Source organism: Plantibacter sp. VKM Ac-2880 (assembly GCF_015351235.1).
Taxonomy (GTDB): Bacteria; Actinomycetota; Actinomycetes; order Actinomycetales; family Microbacteriaceae; genus Plantibacter.
In genome coordinates this window covers 556,334-573,423 of the sequence record NZ_JADKSJ010000001.1, presented here as the reverse complement: position 1 = coordinate 573,423, position 17,090 = coordinate 556,334, and the positions used below count along the sequence as shown (strand labels likewise).

Below are 17,090 nucleotides of genomic sequence, written 5' to 3'. Positions count from 1 at the left end.
GTAAACGTCCACTGCAGCTCACCGCGGGTCGACCAGCCCGGCGCGGATACCCCACAGCACGGCCTGGAGGCGGTCGCGTGCGCCGGTCTTCTGCAGCAGTCCGGCGAGGTGGTACTTCACCGTGGTGGGTTCGACGAAGAGCCGCTCGGCGATCTCCGCGTTGGACAGGCCCTCCGACAACAGGTGGAGCACGTCGAACTCGCGGTCGGTGAGCGGTGACTCGGCCGGAGCCGTGGCGGCCGGCGCGGTCGTGCTGCGGCGCTCGGAGAACTCGCGCAGGATACGACGGGTGAGCCGTTGGTCGAGCGTGCCTTCCCCCGCGGCGACGGACCGGATAGCGGCAAGCAGCGTCGCCTCGTCCGCCCCCTTCAGCAGGAAGCCCGCCGCCCCGGCCTCAAGCGCGGCGAATACATCCGCGTCGACATCGAAGGTCGTGAGGATGAGCACGTCGGCGTCGAGTTCCGGGTCGGCCGTGATCGTGCGGGTCGCCGCGATGCCGTCGGTGCCCGGCATGCGGATGTCCATGCAGACGAGGTCCGGCCGCAGCTCGCGGGTCAGGCGGATCGCGTCGGCACCGTCGATGGCCTCACCCACGACCTCGATGTCCGCCTCAGCGCCGAGGATCACCGAGAGGCCGGCGCGGACGACGGCCTGGTCGTCGGCGATCAGGAGGCGGATCATGAATCGCTCCGCTGCTCGTCGGGGATGGTCAGGCGGTTGCGCCATCCGCCGTCGTCTGTCGGCGCCGAGGTCAATCGCGCCCCGATGAGCTCGGCCCGCTCGCGCATGCCCCACAGGCCGTAGCCGTCACGGGACGGAGCCGCAGGCCGCTGCGACGACGGGGCGTTCGTCACGGTGAGCTCGATCGTGTCCGCGTCGAACCGCACCAGGACGTGAGCGGTGGCTCCGGGAGCATGCCGGGCGGCGTTCGCCAGCGACTCCTGGACCGTCCGGTACGCGGCCGTCTCCGCGAGCGGACCCAGCACGCGAGGCTCGCCGGTCACGGTGTACGCGACGTGCTGTCCCCGGGACCGCGCCGCCTCGACGAGTTCCGGGATCGCCGCGATCGTCGGGATGGTCGCCGGCCCGAGGGTCGATCCGTCTCCGCCGCCCTGGGCGTCCGCGTCGTCGCTCCGCAGCAGGCCGACCGTCCGCCGCAGGTCGACGAGGGTGGTGCGAGCGTCGGACTGCACCGTCTGGAGCATCGCCCGAGCACGTTCCGGGTCGCGCTCCATCAGCGCGGTGGCCGCCTGTGCACTGACGATGATCCCCGACAGGTGATGCCCGGCGATGTCGTGCAGCTCTCGGGCGAGGGCGGTGCGTTCGGAGCGGAGGTCGTTGAGGGCGCTGATCCGGCGCTCGTTCTCCGCCATGCGCGCCTGGTCCTCGATCGCCGACAGCAACCGCTCGCGCCCCCTGGCGTACTCGGCGACGCCCGCCGGGAGCACGTACTGCAGCACGATCCGCGCGACGGCTGCGAACACGAGGATGAGCGGCTGCTCGGACGACCCGAATGCCATGGCGATGCCGCCGACGACCGTCGTGGCCGCCGCGCCTGTCACCAGCGCGGTCATCACCGTGCGACGCTCCTCGTGACGAGCGAGCGCATAGGTGGCGAGGATCACGCCGAACGAGCCGATCCCGAGTTCTCCACCACTGGACCCGAGGATCACGAGGTCGAGGAGGACCGCCACGCCGAACACCGCGACAGGGTGCCGACGCCGGAAGAGCAGAGCGACGGCCTGGAGCACGACCAGAGCCGCGTGCGCCCACGGCGACACCTGTCCCGGCACGGCGTGCAGCTCGTCGACCCACGGGACGACCCCGAGATACCCCACCGCGCCGGCGAGGACCAGGACCGGCGGGAGCGCCGAGCGCAACCGTGCCGCGACAGGTGCGGGCCGTGCGGACGAGGTCATGGGTCGAGTCAACCACGCCGAGCGCCGACCCCGGCGGGGGTCGACGCTCGGCTGCCGGTGGGAGACGGTCATCGCTCGCAGAGGCTCGCGTCGAGGGCGTCGACGACGATCCGGTACTGCTCCATCAGTCGCTCGTTGTCGTCGGGCGAGACGACCGCCCACGGCAGCGACGTGACGGCGATGGTGACCGCTGTACCGTCGGGGCCGACCGCGTTGCGCGTCTGGGTTCCGGGGATGTCGCCACCGTGCCCCCAGGCGACGCCGCCGCAGCTCAGGGGGTAGCTCTGCAGGCCGAGCCCGTAACCGGCTCCCGGCCAGAGTTCGTCGCCCGCCGGGACCGTGGTCTGCATCTCGGCGAGGGTCTCCTCGTTCAGCAGTTCCCCGTCGAGCAGCGCCTTCATGAAGACGTTGAGCTCGTGCGGCGTCGAGACGAGCGCACCGGCGGACCAGGCGAACGAGGTGTCGAGGGCGGTGAAGTCCACGAGGTCGCCGACGGTCTTCGCGTGGTACCCCTTGGGGTGCTCGCCGCGCAGCTCGCGTTCGCCCGGCGCCGGGAAGTACGTGTGCTCGAGGTCGAGCGGCTTGACGATGCGCTCGTCGATCTGCTGGCCGAGCGCCCGGTCGGTGACGCTCTCGATCATGAGCCCCAGCACGAGGTAGTTCGTGTTGCTGTACTCCCAGCGCTCCCCCGGTGCGAACACGGCCGGCTTCGCGAGGGCGATGTCGAGCATCTCGCGGGGCGAGGTGTAGCGCTCCTGCGCGGCGAACGCGTCAGCGGCGATCTGATCGGCGTACTCGGGGAGCCCCGCCGTGTGCTGCAGCAGCTGCCGGACGGTGATGCGGGTGCCGTCGATCCCGTCGCCGGTGATGAGCCCCGGGAGGTAGGTGTCGATCGGGACGTCGAGGGCGACCTTCCCCTCCTCGACCAGCTGGAGGACGACGGTCGAGACGAACATCTTCGTGTTGCTCGCGATCCGCACCTCGCCGTCGACTTGGGCGGGCTCGTCGGTCGCGAGGTCGCCGATGCCGGCCGCGACGTCGGTCGACGTGCCGTCGGGGCCGATCACCGAAGCGAGCGCCGCGGGGTAGCCGGCGTCGACGAGCGACTGCATCCGGTCCTGCAGCGGGCCGGACTCGGAGCCGGGCCCGGCGGTCTGCTCCGTGGCACTGGTGCAGGCGCTGAGGGAGACGGTCCCGGCGAGGAGGGCGGCGGCGGCCGAAACGGCGATGAGGGTACGGTGACGGTTCTGGGTCTGGTGCTGCGTCTTGGTCGAGGTCTCGGTCTGGTTCTGGTCGTTCATGTGGGTGGGTCCTTTCAGATGTCGCGGCGCGAGAGCGCAGCGGAGGCGGCCGCGGTCAGGGCGGCGGTGAGGGCGACGACGGCGATGATGACGACGGACGGTCCGAGCCCGCCCGTTCCGCCGTGGATGACGCCCTGCGCCAGGGCGACGGGCAGGAACTGGGTCCAGACGGGCAGCACCCCGCCGGTGACGAGCTGGAACATGGAGACGACGACCGGTTCGAGGAAGAGGATCGCGATCATCGTCAGGACGCCGGCGAGTTGTGTGCGGACGATGAGTCCGACCGCGAGGCCGATGACCGACAGGGCGGTGACCGCGAGGACACCGAGCCCGAAGCGTGCTGCGAGGGCCGGGAGACCGAGGACGAACGGCGTCCCGGTCGCTGCCAGGGTGATCACGAGCGTGACGAGGCTCACGAGGGCGAGCACGACACCGAGGGCGGCGCCGATCAGTGCTACCGCGCCGGCCTTCGCGGCGACGATGCGGAACCGCTTCGGCGAGGCGAGGACAGCGCCGACGATGCCGCCGTAGCGGTCGTCACTCGTGCCGGCGAGCACGCCGAGCAGGGTGATCGCCAGCAGTGCGACGCCGATGGAGCCGCTGCCCATCGACGCACCGAGGGGGTTGAGCGCGTCGAGTTGGACGGCGCGGGACGCGAGGTCCAGGACGGGGAAGTCGCTCCCGAGGGCGTCGAGCCCCGGCCCGATGTCACCATCGGCGAGGGCGGGCATGAGGGTGACGAAGGCGAGTTGCGTGACGATCAGTCCGACGACGGCCACCAGGGCGGTGACCTTCGTGGCGGTCGTGGTGACCAGCCCGAGGAGTTCGGCGCGGAACATCAGCGCACCTCCCCGTGCTCGGCGAGCTGGGCGGTTCCGGTGACCCGGAGGTAGTAGGCCTCGAGGTCACCTCCCGTCGCAGCGAGGATCTCACCCATCGACGACTGGGCCAGGACGCGCCCGTCCGCGATGATGACCACGTCGTCCGCGATGTCCTGCACGTCGGAGAGCAGGTGCGACGACAACAGCACCGTGCCGCCCGCGTCGGCGAAGGTGCGGAGGCGGTGTCGCAGCCACTGCATGCCGGCGGGATCGAGGCCGTTGGAGGGCTCGTCGAGGATGAGCACCGAGGGGTTGCCGAGGAGAGCTGCGGCGATCGCGATGCGCTGGCGCATGCCGAGCGAGTACCCGCCGGCGGGGCGGTCGGCGTCGCGGCTCATCCCCACCTCGGTGAGGACCGCGTCGATCCGGGAGGCGTCGACTCCGATGCGCGCTGCGGCGATACGGAGGTGCTGTCGCCCGGTGCGAGCCGGGTGGAGCCCACCGGCGTCGAGCACGGCTCCGACGGCGCGCGCCGGCTGGTCCAGCTCGCGGTACGGCCGGCCGAGGATGAGGCTCTCCCCGGCGTCGGCGCGGGCGAGGCCGAGCAGCAGTCTGATGGTGGTGGTCTTCCCAGCGCCGTTCGGGCCGAGGAGTCCGACGACCCGGCCAGGGTCGACGGTGAAGGAGACGTCGTCGACGCGGGGGCGGCCGTGGAAGGTCTTCCGGAGCCCGCGCGCCTCGATCGAGTGAGGGTATGTCGTGTTCATGCCTTCAGCCTCCGCGCTGGCGGCTTCCGGCACCCCCGCCCGACGTCCAGTCCCGGGCTGGCCGAATGGACAGTCGTCGTCGACCTCTAGGCTGCTGGCATGGATGCTCCCACTCGTCGCTTCGCCCTGCGTGGGGCCGTCCTCGCGGTCGCGCTGAGCTGTCTCCTGGCAGGCTGCGCGCCGTCGCCGTCGCCGGACCGCACGACCGCGCCATCCGCATCGGCGTCGGATGCAGCCGCCCGCTCGGGCACCGGGGATATCCGGCACGACCTCGGCCCGCTCACCGAGCGGTTCCCGCAGCTCGAGGGGGCGACGGACGCGACCTGGATGTCCGGGACCCTCGGCGACGACCGGGTACCCGGGCCCAGCACGTACTGGATCGATGCCGTCGTGACCCTCGACGAGGCGAACTACGCCGCGGTGCGCGCGCAGGCGGGGTCGTCGGAACTCGACGAGGATGCCCAGCTTCCCGAGCTCGACCCCGGCCTCGGCGATGCACTGCCGAGCGGACCGTTCGTGCGCTCGCAGGCCATCGACGACGCGTTCTCGGTGGACGGGCGCTCGACGGTCGTGGTCCTCGACGACGCGACCCGGACCGTGATCCTGACGAGCCGGTTCCAGTAGCGGCCGGCCCGGATCAGCTCGGGCACGATCGCATGTTCTCCGTCTGATCGCCACCGCTTCACAGCACGGATGTGGAGGAGTTGACTGGGGGCATGGCCGACACCACTGATTCCACCGACACTGCTGACACCACCGTCCCCGACAACACCGTCCCCGACAACGCCGACGACCGCATCGCGGTGCTCTTCGACATCGACGGCACGCTCGTCGACTCGAACTATCTGCACGTCGACGCATGGGATCGCGCGTTCGCCGATGCCGGCAGACCGGTCGACGCCTGGCGGATCCACCGGTCGATCGGGAAGGACGGTGGTGAACTCCTCGAGTCCCTGCTGGACGGTTCCGAGGAGGTCGAGCAGTACGGCGAGCGGGCGAAGGAGCTGCACAGCGAGTACTACCTGCAGAACACGTCCCGGCTGCGGGTGATCGGTGGGGCGCGCGAGCTGCTCGGCGAGCTGGCTGAGCGCGGGATCGCGGTCGTCCTGGCGACCTCGGCGCCGGAGAACGAGCTGGAGATCCTGCGGGAGCTGCTCGACGTCGACGAGGCGGTCTTCGCCGCGACGTCCTCCGGTGACGTCGAGACGGCGAAGCCCGAACCCGACATCGTCGAGGTCGCTCTCGACCGCGCAGGGGTGCCGGCTTCGCGGGCGGTCATGGTCGGCGATGCCGTCTGGGACATCGAGGCGGCCGCTCGGGCCGGTGTGGAATGCATCGGTGTGCGGAGCGGCGGGTTCGGCGAGCAGGAGTTGCGTGATGCGGGTGCGGTCGCGGTCTACGGCGACGTCGCCGAGCTGCTCGCGAAGCTCGACGACAGCCCGATCGGCAAGCTCGAGCGCTGACCGAGGGCTCGAGCGGGGCTCAGCTCCGCGTGGCGCGGCTGCGGAACCAGCGGGCGAGTTCCTGCAACGCCCGCATGGTGGCGGTCGGGTCGTCGCGGTCGAGGTCGTCGAAGGTGTCGCGGTAGCCGTCGAGGTCTGGGGCGGATCCGCTGTCGGCGCGTTCGAAGCCCATGGTCCAGTCGGCGAACTGGCGTTCGCGGATGGGTTCTTCGAACATCACCCGGATGCCGGTGTGGCGGGGGTCGGCGCTGAGGGTGTCCATGAGCCCGCGGACGGCGGCCTCCGGTCCTTCGAGGACCTGCAGGAACCGGCCGTCGCGGTGGACGAGCATGCCGGTGAGCCCACTGCGGGCGTTGTTCTCGCGGCTGGTGGCGAGCAGGGCGGTGAGGTCCTCGTCGCTGAACGGCTGTGTCGCCGTGCTCGCATACACGAGTGACAGCATCTGATCTTCGTCGGTGCCCACCGTTGGAGCCTACCCGGCGGGGTCGGAGGTGGTCCCGGAAGCGCGTCCGGCGAACCTCTTCCGTTCACGGAGCCTGTCGAAGTGCCCACGAAGAACCCTTCGACAAGCTCAGGAACCGAAGCGCGTCCGGCGAACTTCCTCCGGTCACTGAGCCTGTCGAAGTGCGCACGAGAAACCCTTCGACAAGCTCAGGGACCGAAGCGCGTCTGGTGCCCCCTCCGATCACTGAGCTTGTCGAAGTGCCCACGAAGAACCCTTCGACAGGCTCAGGGACCGGGGGTGGTCAGAACGGCGCGGGATCCGGTTCGGTTCGGTGGCGTTTTCCGTCGGGTGTGGTCCAGTCGAGGACCCCGCCGGGCTGGTGGTCGAGGTCCCACCCGGGAAGATGCTTCATCCGGTGATGATGTCGACACAGGCAGGCGAGATTCCCGACATCTGTCGTGCCTCCGTCCTGCCAGGCGACCGAATGGTCCAAGTCGCAGGCCCTGGCTCGGCGCCCGCAGCCGGGTGCCCGACAAGTGCCGTCCCGGAGGCGCACAGCGCGCTGCAGATCGGCGGGCACCCGGTACTGGTCCCGACTCACGGACAGGACGGCGCCGGTTTCCGGCTGGACCAGGATGCGCGTCATGCCGGGCGCGTTGACCGCGAGGCGGGCCGCGGTCTCGGGGTCGATCGGCCCGTAGCCGTCGAGCGTGGCGGGTGCGTCGGAGACACCGGCCAGGCTCAGCGCCGGCACCGTGATCTGCACGGTGGGCGTGATGTGCTCCTGGACCTCGATCGGGTGCGGGAGTACCGGGCTCGATGCGACGTCGTCGGGCGTGACGCCGGTGAGGGCCAGGGCTGCGAGGGCGTCCGCCTGGAGTTGCGCGCAGGTGCGGGTGTCTCCCGCTCTGCGCGACTCCGCGGCCGCCGCCTCGACCCGCTCGATGATGCCCTGCGCGATGGGTGCCGTGGTGAAGAGGTGCACCCACGCCATGCCGTCCGCTGCGGGCTCGAACTCCACCCGCCGGTCTGCCTCGGACCGCCGGGCCCGAGCCGTGATGGACTCCGGGTGGAGGCGCTCCCGCAGGACGCGGGCACGCTTCCGCAGGTTCGCGTTGGTCGTCGCTTCGGCGACCGGCAAGACCGCATCCAGAAACGCCGCCCGCCCCGCGGTCGGCACATCGCGCAGCTGATCCGTGATGGTCTGTGCGTGCCGTGCCGAGATGCGGCCGGCCTCGAGCGACGCCAGCACGGCCGGAGCCTCGTTCACGAGGCGTTCCGCGTCGTTCGTCGCCCGCTGGACGGTCTGCTCGGACCTCCGCGTAGCCATGGCGAGCGCAGCGCAGGTAGACCGGCGGGAGAGCGCCTGGCGCTCAGCCGGCGGGTACACGGCCGGGACGACCGAGTCTGCGAGGGCGTCGGCGTACGCCGCCGAGCGGGCGAGGAGTCGCGCCGCCCGAGCGGCCAGCACGGCCTGTTGCCGACAGATCTCCGCGTACTCATCCGAGAACTCCGCGAGCTGCGCTGCGTACGCATCGCCGGCTCGAACTGCGGAGGTGATGGTCTCGGTCATGACTTCAGTCCACCATGGACCACTGACATTCCAGATGGTGAGCCGTGTCGGCGGTGGATGTCCGGGTGCGCCCTTCGACAAGCTCAGGGACCGGAGGGGGTACTCAGGGACCGGAGGGGGTACTCAGGGACCGGAGGGGGCACCCAGGGACCGGAGGGGGTCACCCAGGGACCGGAGGGGGGCACCCAGGGACCGGTGGAGGCTTCCTCAGGGTCACGGAGAACCCTACCCTCACCGACCCATGAGCGCCTTCACGACCTCCACCGCCGCCGGCCCGTCCAGCGACGGATGGTTTACCCACTGCCCACCCGTGACCGACACCTCGGTTTCCGGCAAAACCACCGTCGTGACGATCACCGCGGCGACACCGGCCTCGACCGTCGCGCTGTAGGCGATCCCTCCGGCGGCCTCGATCGTCGCATCCGGGATCGGCGTCAGCCCGGCCGCGGTCAGCTCGTCAGCGGACAGCATCTCGCTCGATTCGGGAGAGACGACGACCTCCACCGATCGGATGTCCGCCGTATCGATCGTCCCCTCCGGCGCCTCCCAGCCGCAGATGGCCCCGTATTCGTCGGCCCCGTTGTCCTCCCGCGCGACGAGTCCCTCGATGTACGGCGCGACGGCTGCCTCTACCACTGCGCAGTCGACCTGCACGGACGAGCCGCCTCCCGAGCCTCCGCTTGACGACTCCGCCGGCACCGACGCAGCGGGTGACGCACTGCCGGCGGCCCCACCACCGGGGTCCCCAGCGGAGGTGCAGGCCGACAGCGCCAGCACGATCGTTCCGGACACGAGAAGAGGCAGTCCTGCCCGCTGCAACAGACGCATGACGTCGACGATATGGGTTCCGGGGTAGTGTCCGGAAGAGACCGACGGGAGCAGCGCGATGGAACCGACGACCCGCACCGACAGCGATCACGGCGACCGCACCGCCGACCACACCGCAGCCCGCGACTGCGTCATCGCGGGCGGCGGCCCTGCCGGCATGGTGCTCGGCTACCTCCTCGCCCGGGCGGGCCTCACCGTGACCGTGCTCGAGAAGCACGTCGACTTCTTCCGGGACTTCCGCGGCGACACGATCCACCCGTCGACCATCACCCTGCTCGGCGAGCTCGGCCTGCGCGAGCGGTTCCTGCGGCTGCCGCACAACCGGCTGCAGACGATGGACGCCGTGATCGACGGCATACGGATGACGATGGTCGACTTCGGCACCCTGCCGGCACCCGACCGCTTCCTCGTCCTCGCCCCGCAGTGGGACTTCCTGAACTTCCTCGCCGACGAGGCCGCCGCACTGCCGAACTTCGAGCTCCTCCGGCGCACCGAGGCGACCGGCCTGATCGTGGAGCAGGGCCGAGTGCGCGGCCTGCGCGCGACCGCCACGACCGACACCACCCCACCCGCCGACACCCATCCGACAGCCGACACCTCCACCGACATCGAGATCCGCGCCACCCTCACCGTCGCGGCGGACGGACGCACCTCGGCACTCCGCGACGCCGCCGGACTCATCCCCGACGAGAGCGGCGTCCCGATCGACGTCCTCTGGTTCAGCCTGCCGAAGCCGGCTGACCCGCCACCGCCAACCCTCGCCTACCTCTCACCACGCGGCATGGTGCTCACGATCGACCGGGGTGACCGGTACCAGTCCGGCATGGTCATCCGGAAGGGTGGCGCCGACCGGCTCCGAGCCGATGGCCTACCGGCGCTCCGGCAGCGGATCGTCGATGCCGCACCCGTCCTGCGTCCGGTCGTCGACACCCTGACCGACTGGGACCAGATCAAGCTCCTCTCGGTGCAGCTCAATCGACTCGACCGCTGGCACCGCCCGGGCTTCATCGCCATCGGCGACGCCGCGCACGCCATGTCGCCGATGTTCGGTGTGGGCGTCAACTACGCGATCCAGGACGCGGTCGCCCTGTCCAACGCGATCGCGCGCCACCTCGCCGCAGGAGACGCACCGTCCGAGGTGCTCGCGGCGGTCCAACGCCGCCGCGAGCGACCGGTCAGGATCATGCAGCGCATCCAGCGGGCCGGGCATCGGGTCATCTCCCGCACCACCACCGGCGACCGCATCGCGCCGCGGTGGGCGATCCGACTCCTGCGGCTCGCAACACCCCTCGTCCGACCGCTTGCGGCGAGGTTCATCGGGATCGGACTCCGACCCGAGCACGTCACCGCCGACCCGCCACGCGCACATCACTCGTAGCGGAGCGACTCCACCGGATCGGCCTTGGCGGCACGGGCGGCGGGCAGGGTTCCGGCGAGGAACGCGATCACCATGACGACCAGGACGATGATCGCGAGCGACGCCGGATCGAACGCGATGAGGTCGAGGCCCGGTAGGTCGGCGAGGAGCGATCCGGAGAGCGCGGCGCTGATGCCGGTACCGGCGAGCACCGCGATGCCTACGCCGATCGCGCTGCCGAGGAATCCGATGAACGCGGCTTCGAGGCTGAACAGCCCGAAGACCTTGCCGCTGCCCATCCCCATGGCCTTCATCAGCCCGATCTCGCGGGTGCGTTCCTGCACGGACATGAGCAGGGTGTTCACGATCCCGAAGCTCGCGGCGAGGAGGGCGATGATCGCGAAGGCGTTGAGGACGAGCACGATGCCGTCGATCACCGTCTTGATGGTGCCGAGCTGGTCCGCGACGGTCGTGCCCGTGTAGCCCGCGTCGGTCAGGCGATCCTTCAACGCCGTGACCTGCTCGTCGGTGGCGTCCGCGCTGAACCGGATGGACGCCTGCGCGTACCGCTCGACCTGATCGGACGGGACACCGATGTTCTGCGTCTCGTAGAGGAGGTCGGTGAGCGCGGCGTTCGGCACGATCGAGGCACCGGTGGGCGAGGCGAGGCTCTCCTCGGCGACCCCGACGACGGTCGCGTCCACGGTGTGCTGCGTGCGCTGCGCATCGGTGATCGCGACGGTGACGGTCTTCCCGACCGCGGCGGCGTCGCTTCCGAAGCCGAGCGGTTCGACATAGGACGTGGGGAGCACGAGCTGGAGCGTGTCGGTATCATCGTCGGGCTGAGCACCGTCCAGCAGCGTGACGCTCTGCCCGGAGATGAGTCCGCCGACACCGACGACGTACTTCGTGCCGCTGCCCGCCTCGATGTAGTCGGTCGAGATCGACTTCACGGCCTGCACGTCGAGGACGCCGTCGATCCCGCCGAGCTCGTCGAGATCGGCCGGCGTGAGGGCGACGACGGTCGATCCCGGCGCTCCGGCACCGCTGGCGGCGACCGTGTCCGGGTCGTACTCCTTCGGACCGCTCGTCGCCGCGCCGATGCCCGACCCGGTGTCGGCCGTCTTCGTGACGGTCATCGTGTCGGACGCGCCGACGCTCGACACCGTGTCGTCGATGTAGGCGTTGATGCCGGTGCCGAGCCCGTTCGTCAGGGTGAGCGTGAAGGCTCCGACGAAGATCGCCAGGATGGTCAGGATGGTGCGGGTCTTCGATCGGAAGGTGTTCGCGACGGCGGTCCCGATGAGGTCGACGGTTCTCATGCGGCCACCGCCTCGTCCTCGACGAGCAGTCCGTCGCGGATGAGGATCCGCCGATCGCAGCGTGCTGCCAGCTCCTCGTCGTGCGTCACGACGATGAGCGTGATGCCGCCCTCCCGGTTTAGGGAGAAGAGGATGTCCTCCACGACGGCGCCGGTCGCCGTGTCGAGGTTGCCGGTCGGCTCGTCGGCGAAGATGATCCGCGGGTTGTTCACGAGCGCACGGGCGATCACCGTCCGCTGCTTCTGCCCACCGGACAGGTTCACCGCGCGGTTTCGCGCCTTGTCCTCGAGCTGGAGCTGCGCGAGTGCGGCGAGCGCCCGGCGACGTCGGTCTCCACGGCGGACGCCGGCGATCTTCATCGGGAGGAGGACGTTCTCGAGCACCGTCGCGTTGGCGGTGAGGAAGAACTGTTGGAACACGAACCCGAAGGTCTTGTTCCTGGTCGTGTTGAGGCGGCGTCCGCGGAGGGTGCTCGTGTCGACCCCTTCGAGTTCGACGGTGCCGGAGCTCGGTGCTTCGAGGAGCGCGAGCACGTGCATGAGCGTGGACTTGCCGGAGCCGCTCTTCCCGACGATCGCGACGCTCTCGCCCGCGTGGATGTCGAAGCTCACCCCTTTCAGCGCGTCGAACCGGTTCTGACCGCGACCGTAGGACCGCCGGACGTCCCGGACCGAGATGATCGGCGGCGCTGTGGTGCTCTGCATGGTGTCTCCTCGTCTGGGGCCGGATGCTCCGGCACCAGTCCAGACTCGCCGCGACGCGGGGCCGGCGCGTCCCCCACCGGCGGACACCCGCGTACCGCGTCCGTGGTACCGCGGAATGCCACGTGCGGAGGAGTCGCCGGGCGCGGGTTCGCGGCAGACTGGGCCCATGACCATCGCGACGCAGGATCGCCGGATGCGCGATCCGCGTCCTCGACCTCCGGCGTGGGTGGGCGACGTGGTCGCCGCGGTCCTCATCATCGCCTCCGCCTTCATCCCGTTCCCGAACGCGGAGTTCCGGCCGGGCAGCCCACTCGTCGTCGCCCTGGTCGTCGCGCCGGCGCTCCTGCTCCCGCTCCGTCGACGCTGGCCCATCCCGGTGCTCGCGGCCGTCGTCGCCTGTTACGGGGCGGCGGCGATCACGGGGACCCTCGCTCCCGGTGTCGTGATCGCGGCCGCCATCGCGATGTTCGGGGTGGCCGTGCGCTCCGGGCGGCGGACGACCCTGATCACGGCCGTCTCGACGATGGTCGCCGTCGCGCTCCTCAGCCTGCTCGCGTCGATCGGCAGCTTCGATCCGCGGACGGTCCAGTTCGCGGTGATGATCGCGTTCGCCGCTGCGGCCGGGGACGGGACGCGCTCGCGCCGCGCGTACATCGTGGCGATCACGGAGCGTGCGGAGCGGGCCGAGCAGACCCGCGAGGCCGAGGCGCGGCGGCGGGTGACCGAGGAGCGACTCAGGATCGCCCGCGATCTTCACGACACCGTCGCCCATCAGATCTCGGTGATCAGCTTGAACGCCGGGGTGGCGTCGAGCTCCCTGGAGTCGCGGCCGGAGAAGGCGAAGGAGGCGCTCGTCTCGATCCGACGGGCGTCGCGGACGGTGCTCGGCGAGATCGGTGATCTGCTCGAGGTCCTCCGGAGCGACGGCGGGGACGCTGGCGAAGGCTTCCGTGGAACGCTGCCGCAGCCGGGACTCGACCGACTCGACGCGTTGATCGCCGAATTCACCACCGCAGGCCTCGACATCACGACACGGATCGCCCCCGACGTACCGGAGCTTTCGACCGCCACAGACACAGTCGCGTACCGCGTCGTCCAGGAGGGGCTGACGAACGCTTTGAAGCACGGTCCTGAGCGTCGTGCACACGTGCTCGTCGAGAGCGGCGACGGCGGGATCGTCGTCAGCGTGAGCAACCCGACGACGCCCGGCGTCCCGAGCGGGCGGCTCGACACGACGCCGACCACCGGGCACGGGCTCCTCGGCATCCGCGAGCGCGTCGCCGCCGTCCGCGGGACCGTCGACGTCGGCGCGACCCCTGGCGGCTGGCGACTGTCCGCGACGCTCCCGACCACTGATCCGACGCACCCTGATCCGACACACCACGAGGAGTCCCGCGCATGACCACCGTGCTCATCGTCGACGACCAGTCGCTCATCCGCCAGGCCGTGTCCGACATCCTCGCGTCGGAGTCCGACCTCGACGTCGTCGGCGAAGCCGTGGACGGTGCTCAGGCGGTGGCGCTCGCCCGGGAGTTGCGGCCGGACGTCGTGCTCATGGACATCCGCATGCCCGTGCTGGACGGTATCGGCGCGACCGCTGCGATCTGCGCGGACCCCGGGCTCACGGACACGCGCGTCCTCATCCTCACCACGTTCGAGGAGGACGAGAACCTCATCGCGACGCTGCGGGCCGGTGCGAGCGGGTTCATCGGCAAGGGCTCGGAGCCCGAGGAGATCGTCCGTGCTGTGCGCGCGGTGCACGTTGGGGACGCACTCCTCTCCCCCGCGGCCACCCGGAGCCTCATCACCAGGTACGTCGTCGCCGAGGAAGGACCGTCGAGTCCGCGCACGGTCCCAGCCGAGCTGACGCTGCTCACCGAGCGGGAACTCGAGGTACTGCTCCTCGTCGCCCGCGGACGCTCCAACCAGCAGATCGCCGACGAACTCGTCATCTCACCGCACACCTCGAAGACCCACGTGAACCGCATCATGACGAAGGTCGCCGCCCATGATCGCGCTCAGCTCGTCATCCTGGCGTACGAGAGCGGTCTGCTCCGGCCTGGCGCCGACGACTGAACGGCGCCATCACACCGACCACGAACAGTCTGCTGCGGCCGGGCGCCGACGACTGAACGAGGGCTCCGGGTACCTCCAGGAGCGAACCGTATGTCAAACCGCTCGGATCTCCAAACGTTCACCGGCATCGGACCGCGCTCATACCGTGGACGAGGCAGATGAGACCCGAACCATCTGTGCCGACGCAGCTCCCTCAGCCTGGTGCCGGCGACGGCTGCGAGGTGCGCGCTGAGGCAGCACCTCGCAGCCGTTCACGCGGCCGTGCACTGCGAGTCGCCGGACCCCGACCGGTACGCTCATGAGGTCCGTGGCGCCGTCCGGCACGAGGACCGAGCAGACGAGGAAGCAGCATGTCCGGATCCCCCACCGCCCGTCGCGCCTCGCGCCCACTCCCGGCCCTGACACCGGGCCCGCACCGGCGACACCTCGGCCTCATCTCGATCGTCGCCTGCTTCGGCGGTCTGCTCTTCGGCTACGACACCGGGGTCATCAACGGTGCTCTGCGTCCGATGACGGCGGAGCTCGGGCTCACCCCGCTCACCGAGGGCGTCGTCACCAGTTCGCTCGTCTTCGCCGCTGCCGTGGGCGCACTGCTCGGCGGTCGGGTGTCCGACGCGTGGGGCCGCCGCCCGAGCATCGTCGCGCTGGCCGTCCTCTTCTTTGTCGGCACGCTCGCGGTCGTCTGCTCGCCGAACGTCGAACTGCTCGTCGCCGGCCGCATCCTGCTCGGCCTCGCCGTGGGCGGCGCGTCGGCCGTGGTCCCGGTCTACCTCGCCGAGCTCGCGCCGTACGAGATCCGCGGGTCCATCACCGGGCGGAACGAGGTCGCGATCGTCATCGGCCAGTTGTCGGCCTTCGTGATCAACGCGGTGATCGGGAACCTCTTCGGCGGACACCCGAGCGTGTGGCGGATCATGTTCGCCGTCTGCGCCCTCCCAGCGGTCGCGCTCTTCGTCGGGATGTTGCGGATGCCCGAATCACCGCGATGGCTCGTCGACCACGGACGCCGTGATGAGGCGCTGGAGGTCCTGCGGACCGTCCGTTCCGACGAGCGGGCGGCGGCCGAGCTCGAGGACGTCGAGGCGGCCTCGATCGAGCACCGGAACGAACAGCGGATCGGGCTGCGGGCCGTCCTCCGCAACCCGTGGCTCGTCCGCATCCTGCTCGTCGGCGTCGGAGTGGGCATCGCCCAACAGCTCACCGGCATCAACTCGATCATGTACTACGGCCAGACCGTGCTCGTGGAGTCCGGCTTCGACGAGAGCAGCGCGCTCATCGCCAACATCGCCCCGGGGATCATCGCCGTGATCGGCGGGTTCATCGCCCTCACCTACATGGACCGACTCGACCGACGGAAGACCTTCATCATCGGGTTCTCCCTCACCACCGCCTGCCATCTGCTCATCGGCTGCGCGTCGATGCTGCTCGCGCCCGGCGACCCGGCCCGCCCGTGGGTCATCCTGTTCCTCGTGGTGGTGTTCGTCGGCTCCATGCAGACGTTCCTCAACGTGGCGGTGTGGGTCTACCTGGCCGAGGTGTTCCCGCTCGGGATGCGCGGCCTGGGCATGGGCGTCTCGATCTTCATGCTCTGGGTCGGCAACGGGTTCCTGTCGCTGTACTTCCCGTCGCTGGTCGACGGGCTCGGCATCACGGGCACCTTCTTCCTGTTCGCCGGCGTCGGGGTGCTCGCGCTCCTGTTCGTCGCCACCCAGGTCCCCGAGACGCGGGGACGCAGCCTCGAGGCGCTCGGTGCCGACGTGACGACGGGGGCGATCTTCACCCGGCGGTGAGGTGGTCGATCAGGATCTTGGTGCCGATGAGGATCAGGATGACGCCGCCGGCGATCTCGGCGGGCTTCCCGAAGCGCTCCCCCACCCGGCGTCCGATGAAGACGCCGAGGAAGGCGAGCACGAACGTCGTGAGTCCGATGAGGACGACGGCCTCGATGATGGAACCGGGCAGGAACGCGAGCGTGATGCCGATGGCGAGCGCGTCGATGCTCGTCGCCAACGCCAGGACGAGCAGTCGGCGGACGTCGATGCGGTCGGAGTCGACCTCGGTGTCCTCGTGGCTCGAGAACGCCTCCCAGAGCATCTTCCCGCCGACGAGGGCGAGCAGGCCGAAGGCGACCCAGTGGTCGATCTCCCTGATCGAGGGCGCGAACTGCGTGCCGAGCGCCCATCCGATGAGCGGCATGACGGCTTGGAAGACGCCGAAGGTGCCGGCGATCACGAGCGCGTGCCGCACGTCGAACCGCCGCATGTGCAGGCCCTTGGTGAGGGCGACGGCGAAGGCGTCGGCTGAGACGCCGAGCGCGATGAGGAGCAGCGGCCAGAACGTCATGTCGCGGGGGTCTTTCTCTGCGGAGCGTCCTGCACGCGGAACCGTGGTCGGGCGGATCGCCTCGAGGACCCGTCAACGTTGCCAGGGCGGCGGGTGTGCGGCAAGCCGAGGTGCGTGATTGTCAGCGTTTCGGGTCGCCTAACGCGGCAGTTCGGGCGGTCGGGAGCTGAT

General features: G+C 70.3%; 17 protein-coding genes. 6 read left to right on the top strand and 11 right to left on the bottom strand.

Features of this window, described 5'->3' with window-relative positions; all coding sequences use genetic code 11:
* Positions 1-18: 18 nt before the first annotated feature.
* The 5 genes from ITJ57_RS02755 to ITJ57_RS02735 form a co-directional block, all read right to left on the bottom strand.
* Positions 19-681 carry a response regulator transcription factor gene (locus ITJ57_RS02755; RefSeq protein WP_194668740.1) on the bottom strand — a complete coding sequence of 221 codons (663 nt, stop codon included), beginning with the start codon at positions 679-681 and terminating at the stop codon, positions 19-21.
* Positions 678-1,919, bottom strand: a complete 1,242-nt coding sequence (locus tag ITJ57_RS02750; RefSeq protein ID WP_194668739.1) for a sensor histidine kinase — start codon at positions 1,917-1,919, stop codon at positions 678-680. Before ITJ57_RS02750 ends, ITJ57_RS02755 begins: the two co-directional genes overlap by 4 nt.
* 68 nt (positions 1,920-1,987) lie before the next feature.
* A complete protein-coding gene (locus tag ITJ57_RS02745) occupies positions 1,988-3,220 on the bottom strand; it encodes a serine hydrolase (protein WP_194668738.1) in 1,233 nt (410 codons plus the stop codon).
* A 14-nt stretch (positions 3,221-3,234) separates the two neighbouring features.
* On the bottom strand, positions 3,235-4,059 hold the full coding sequence (locus ITJ57_RS02740) for a hypothetical protein (protein ID WP_194668737.1): 825 nt from the start codon (positions 4,057-4,059) through the stop codon (positions 3,235-3,237).
* The gene (locus tag ITJ57_RS02735; protein ID WP_194668736.1) at positions 4,059-4,808 is read right to left on the bottom strand and encodes an ABC transporter ATP-binding protein; all 750 of its coding nucleotides are present in this window, start codon (positions 4,806-4,808) and stop codon (positions 4,059-4,061) included. Before ITJ57_RS02735 ends, ITJ57_RS02740 begins: the two co-directional genes overlap by 1 nt.
* Before the next feature lie 99 nt (positions 4,809-4,907).
* Between ITJ57_RS02735 and ITJ57_RS02730 the strand changes: the two genes are divergently transcribed.
* Both ITJ57_RS02730 and ITJ57_RS02725 read left to right on the top strand, forming a co-directional pair.
* A complete protein-coding gene (locus ITJ57_RS02730) occupies positions 4,908-5,432 on the top strand; it encodes a hypothetical protein (protein WP_194668735.1) in 525 nt (174 codons plus the stop codon).
* 92 nt (positions 5,433-5,524) lie between these two features.
* Positions 5,525-6,271 carry an HAD family hydrolase gene (locus ITJ57_RS02725; protein ID WP_194668734.1) on the top strand — a complete coding sequence of 249 codons (747 nt, stop codon included), beginning with the start codon at positions 5,525-5,527 and terminating at the stop codon, positions 6,269-6,271.
* A 19-nt stretch (positions 6,272-6,290) separates the two neighbouring features.
* On the opposite strand, the gene ITJ57_RS02720 is transcribed toward ITJ57_RS02725, so the two are convergent.
* From ITJ57_RS02720 to ITJ57_RS02710, 3 genes are all read right to left on the bottom strand, one after another.
* Positions 6,291-6,734, bottom strand: coding sequence for a BLUF domain-containing protein (locus tag ITJ57_RS02720; protein WP_370582150.1), 444 nt, complete (start codon positions 6,732-6,734; stop codon positions 6,291-6,293).
* A gap of 283 nt (positions 6,735-7,017) precedes the next feature.
* Positions 7,018-8,289, bottom strand: coding sequence for an HNH endonuclease signature motif containing protein (locus tag ITJ57_RS02715; RefSeq protein ID WP_194668733.1), 1,272 nt, complete (start codon positions 8,287-8,289; stop codon positions 7,018-7,020).
* A gap of 231 nt (positions 8,290-8,520) precedes the next feature.
* Complete coding sequence (locus ITJ57_RS02710) at positions 8,521-9,195, bottom strand: hypothetical protein (RefSeq protein WP_194668732.1); 675 nt, start codon at positions 9,193-9,195, stop codon at positions 8,521-8,523.
* Here ITJ57_RS02710 and ITJ57_RS02705 point away from each other — a divergent pair.
* Positions 9,176-10,495, top strand: a complete 1,320-nt coding sequence (locus ITJ57_RS02705) for an FAD-dependent oxidoreductase (protein WP_194668731.1) — start codon at positions 9,176-9,178, stop codon at positions 10,493-10,495. The genes ITJ57_RS02710 and ITJ57_RS02705 overlap by 20 nt on opposite strands.
* On the opposite strand, the gene ITJ57_RS02700 is transcribed toward ITJ57_RS02705, so the two are convergent.
* On the bottom strand, positions 10,486-11,796 hold the full coding sequence (locus ITJ57_RS02700) for an ABC transporter permease (protein WP_194668730.1): 1,311 nt from the start codon (positions 11,794-11,796) through the stop codon (positions 10,486-10,488). The two genes, ITJ57_RS02705 and ITJ57_RS02700, sit on opposite strands and share 10 nt — an antisense overlap.
* The gene (locus ITJ57_RS02695) at positions 11,793-12,500 is read right to left on the bottom strand and encodes an ABC transporter ATP-binding protein (RefSeq protein WP_194668729.1); all 708 of its coding nucleotides are present in this window, start codon (positions 12,498-12,500) and stop codon (positions 11,793-11,795) included. The genes ITJ57_RS02700 and ITJ57_RS02695 overlap by 4 nt, the downstream gene beginning before the upstream one ends.
* Before the next feature lie 166 nt (positions 12,501-12,666).
* Here ITJ57_RS02695 and ITJ57_RS02690 point away from each other — a divergent pair, with 166 nt between their 5' ends.
* The 3 genes from ITJ57_RS02690 to ITJ57_RS02680 all read left to right on the top strand — a co-directional run bounded on the left by ITJ57_RS02690 (position 12,667) and on the right by ITJ57_RS02680 (position 16,366).
* Positions 12,667-13,902, top strand: coding sequence for a sensor histidine kinase (locus ITJ57_RS02690; protein ID WP_194668728.1), 1,236 nt, complete (start codon positions 12,667-12,669; stop codon positions 13,900-13,902).
* The gene (locus ITJ57_RS02685) at positions 13,899-14,576 is read left to right on the top strand and encodes a response regulator transcription factor (RefSeq protein WP_194668727.1); all 678 of its coding nucleotides are present in this window, start codon (positions 13,899-13,901) and stop codon (positions 14,574-14,576) included. The genes ITJ57_RS02690 and ITJ57_RS02685 overlap by 4 nt, the downstream gene beginning before the upstream one ends.
* Before the next feature lie 350 nt (positions 14,577-14,926).
* Entirely contained in the window at positions 14,927-16,366 is a 1,440-nt protein-coding gene (locus ITJ57_RS02680; RefSeq protein ID WP_194668726.1) for a sugar porter family MFS transporter, read from the top strand.
* Here the strand turns inward: ITJ57_RS02680 and ITJ57_RS02675 are convergent.
* Positions 16,353-16,919 (bottom strand): manganese efflux pump MntP family protein, encoded by a 567-nt coding sequence (locus tag ITJ57_RS02675; RefSeq protein ID WP_194668725.1) that lies wholly within the window; start codon positions 16,917-16,919, stop codon positions 16,353-16,355. The two genes, ITJ57_RS02680 and ITJ57_RS02675, sit on opposite strands and share 14 nt — an antisense overlap.
* Positions 16,920-17,090 lie beyond the last annotated feature (171 nt).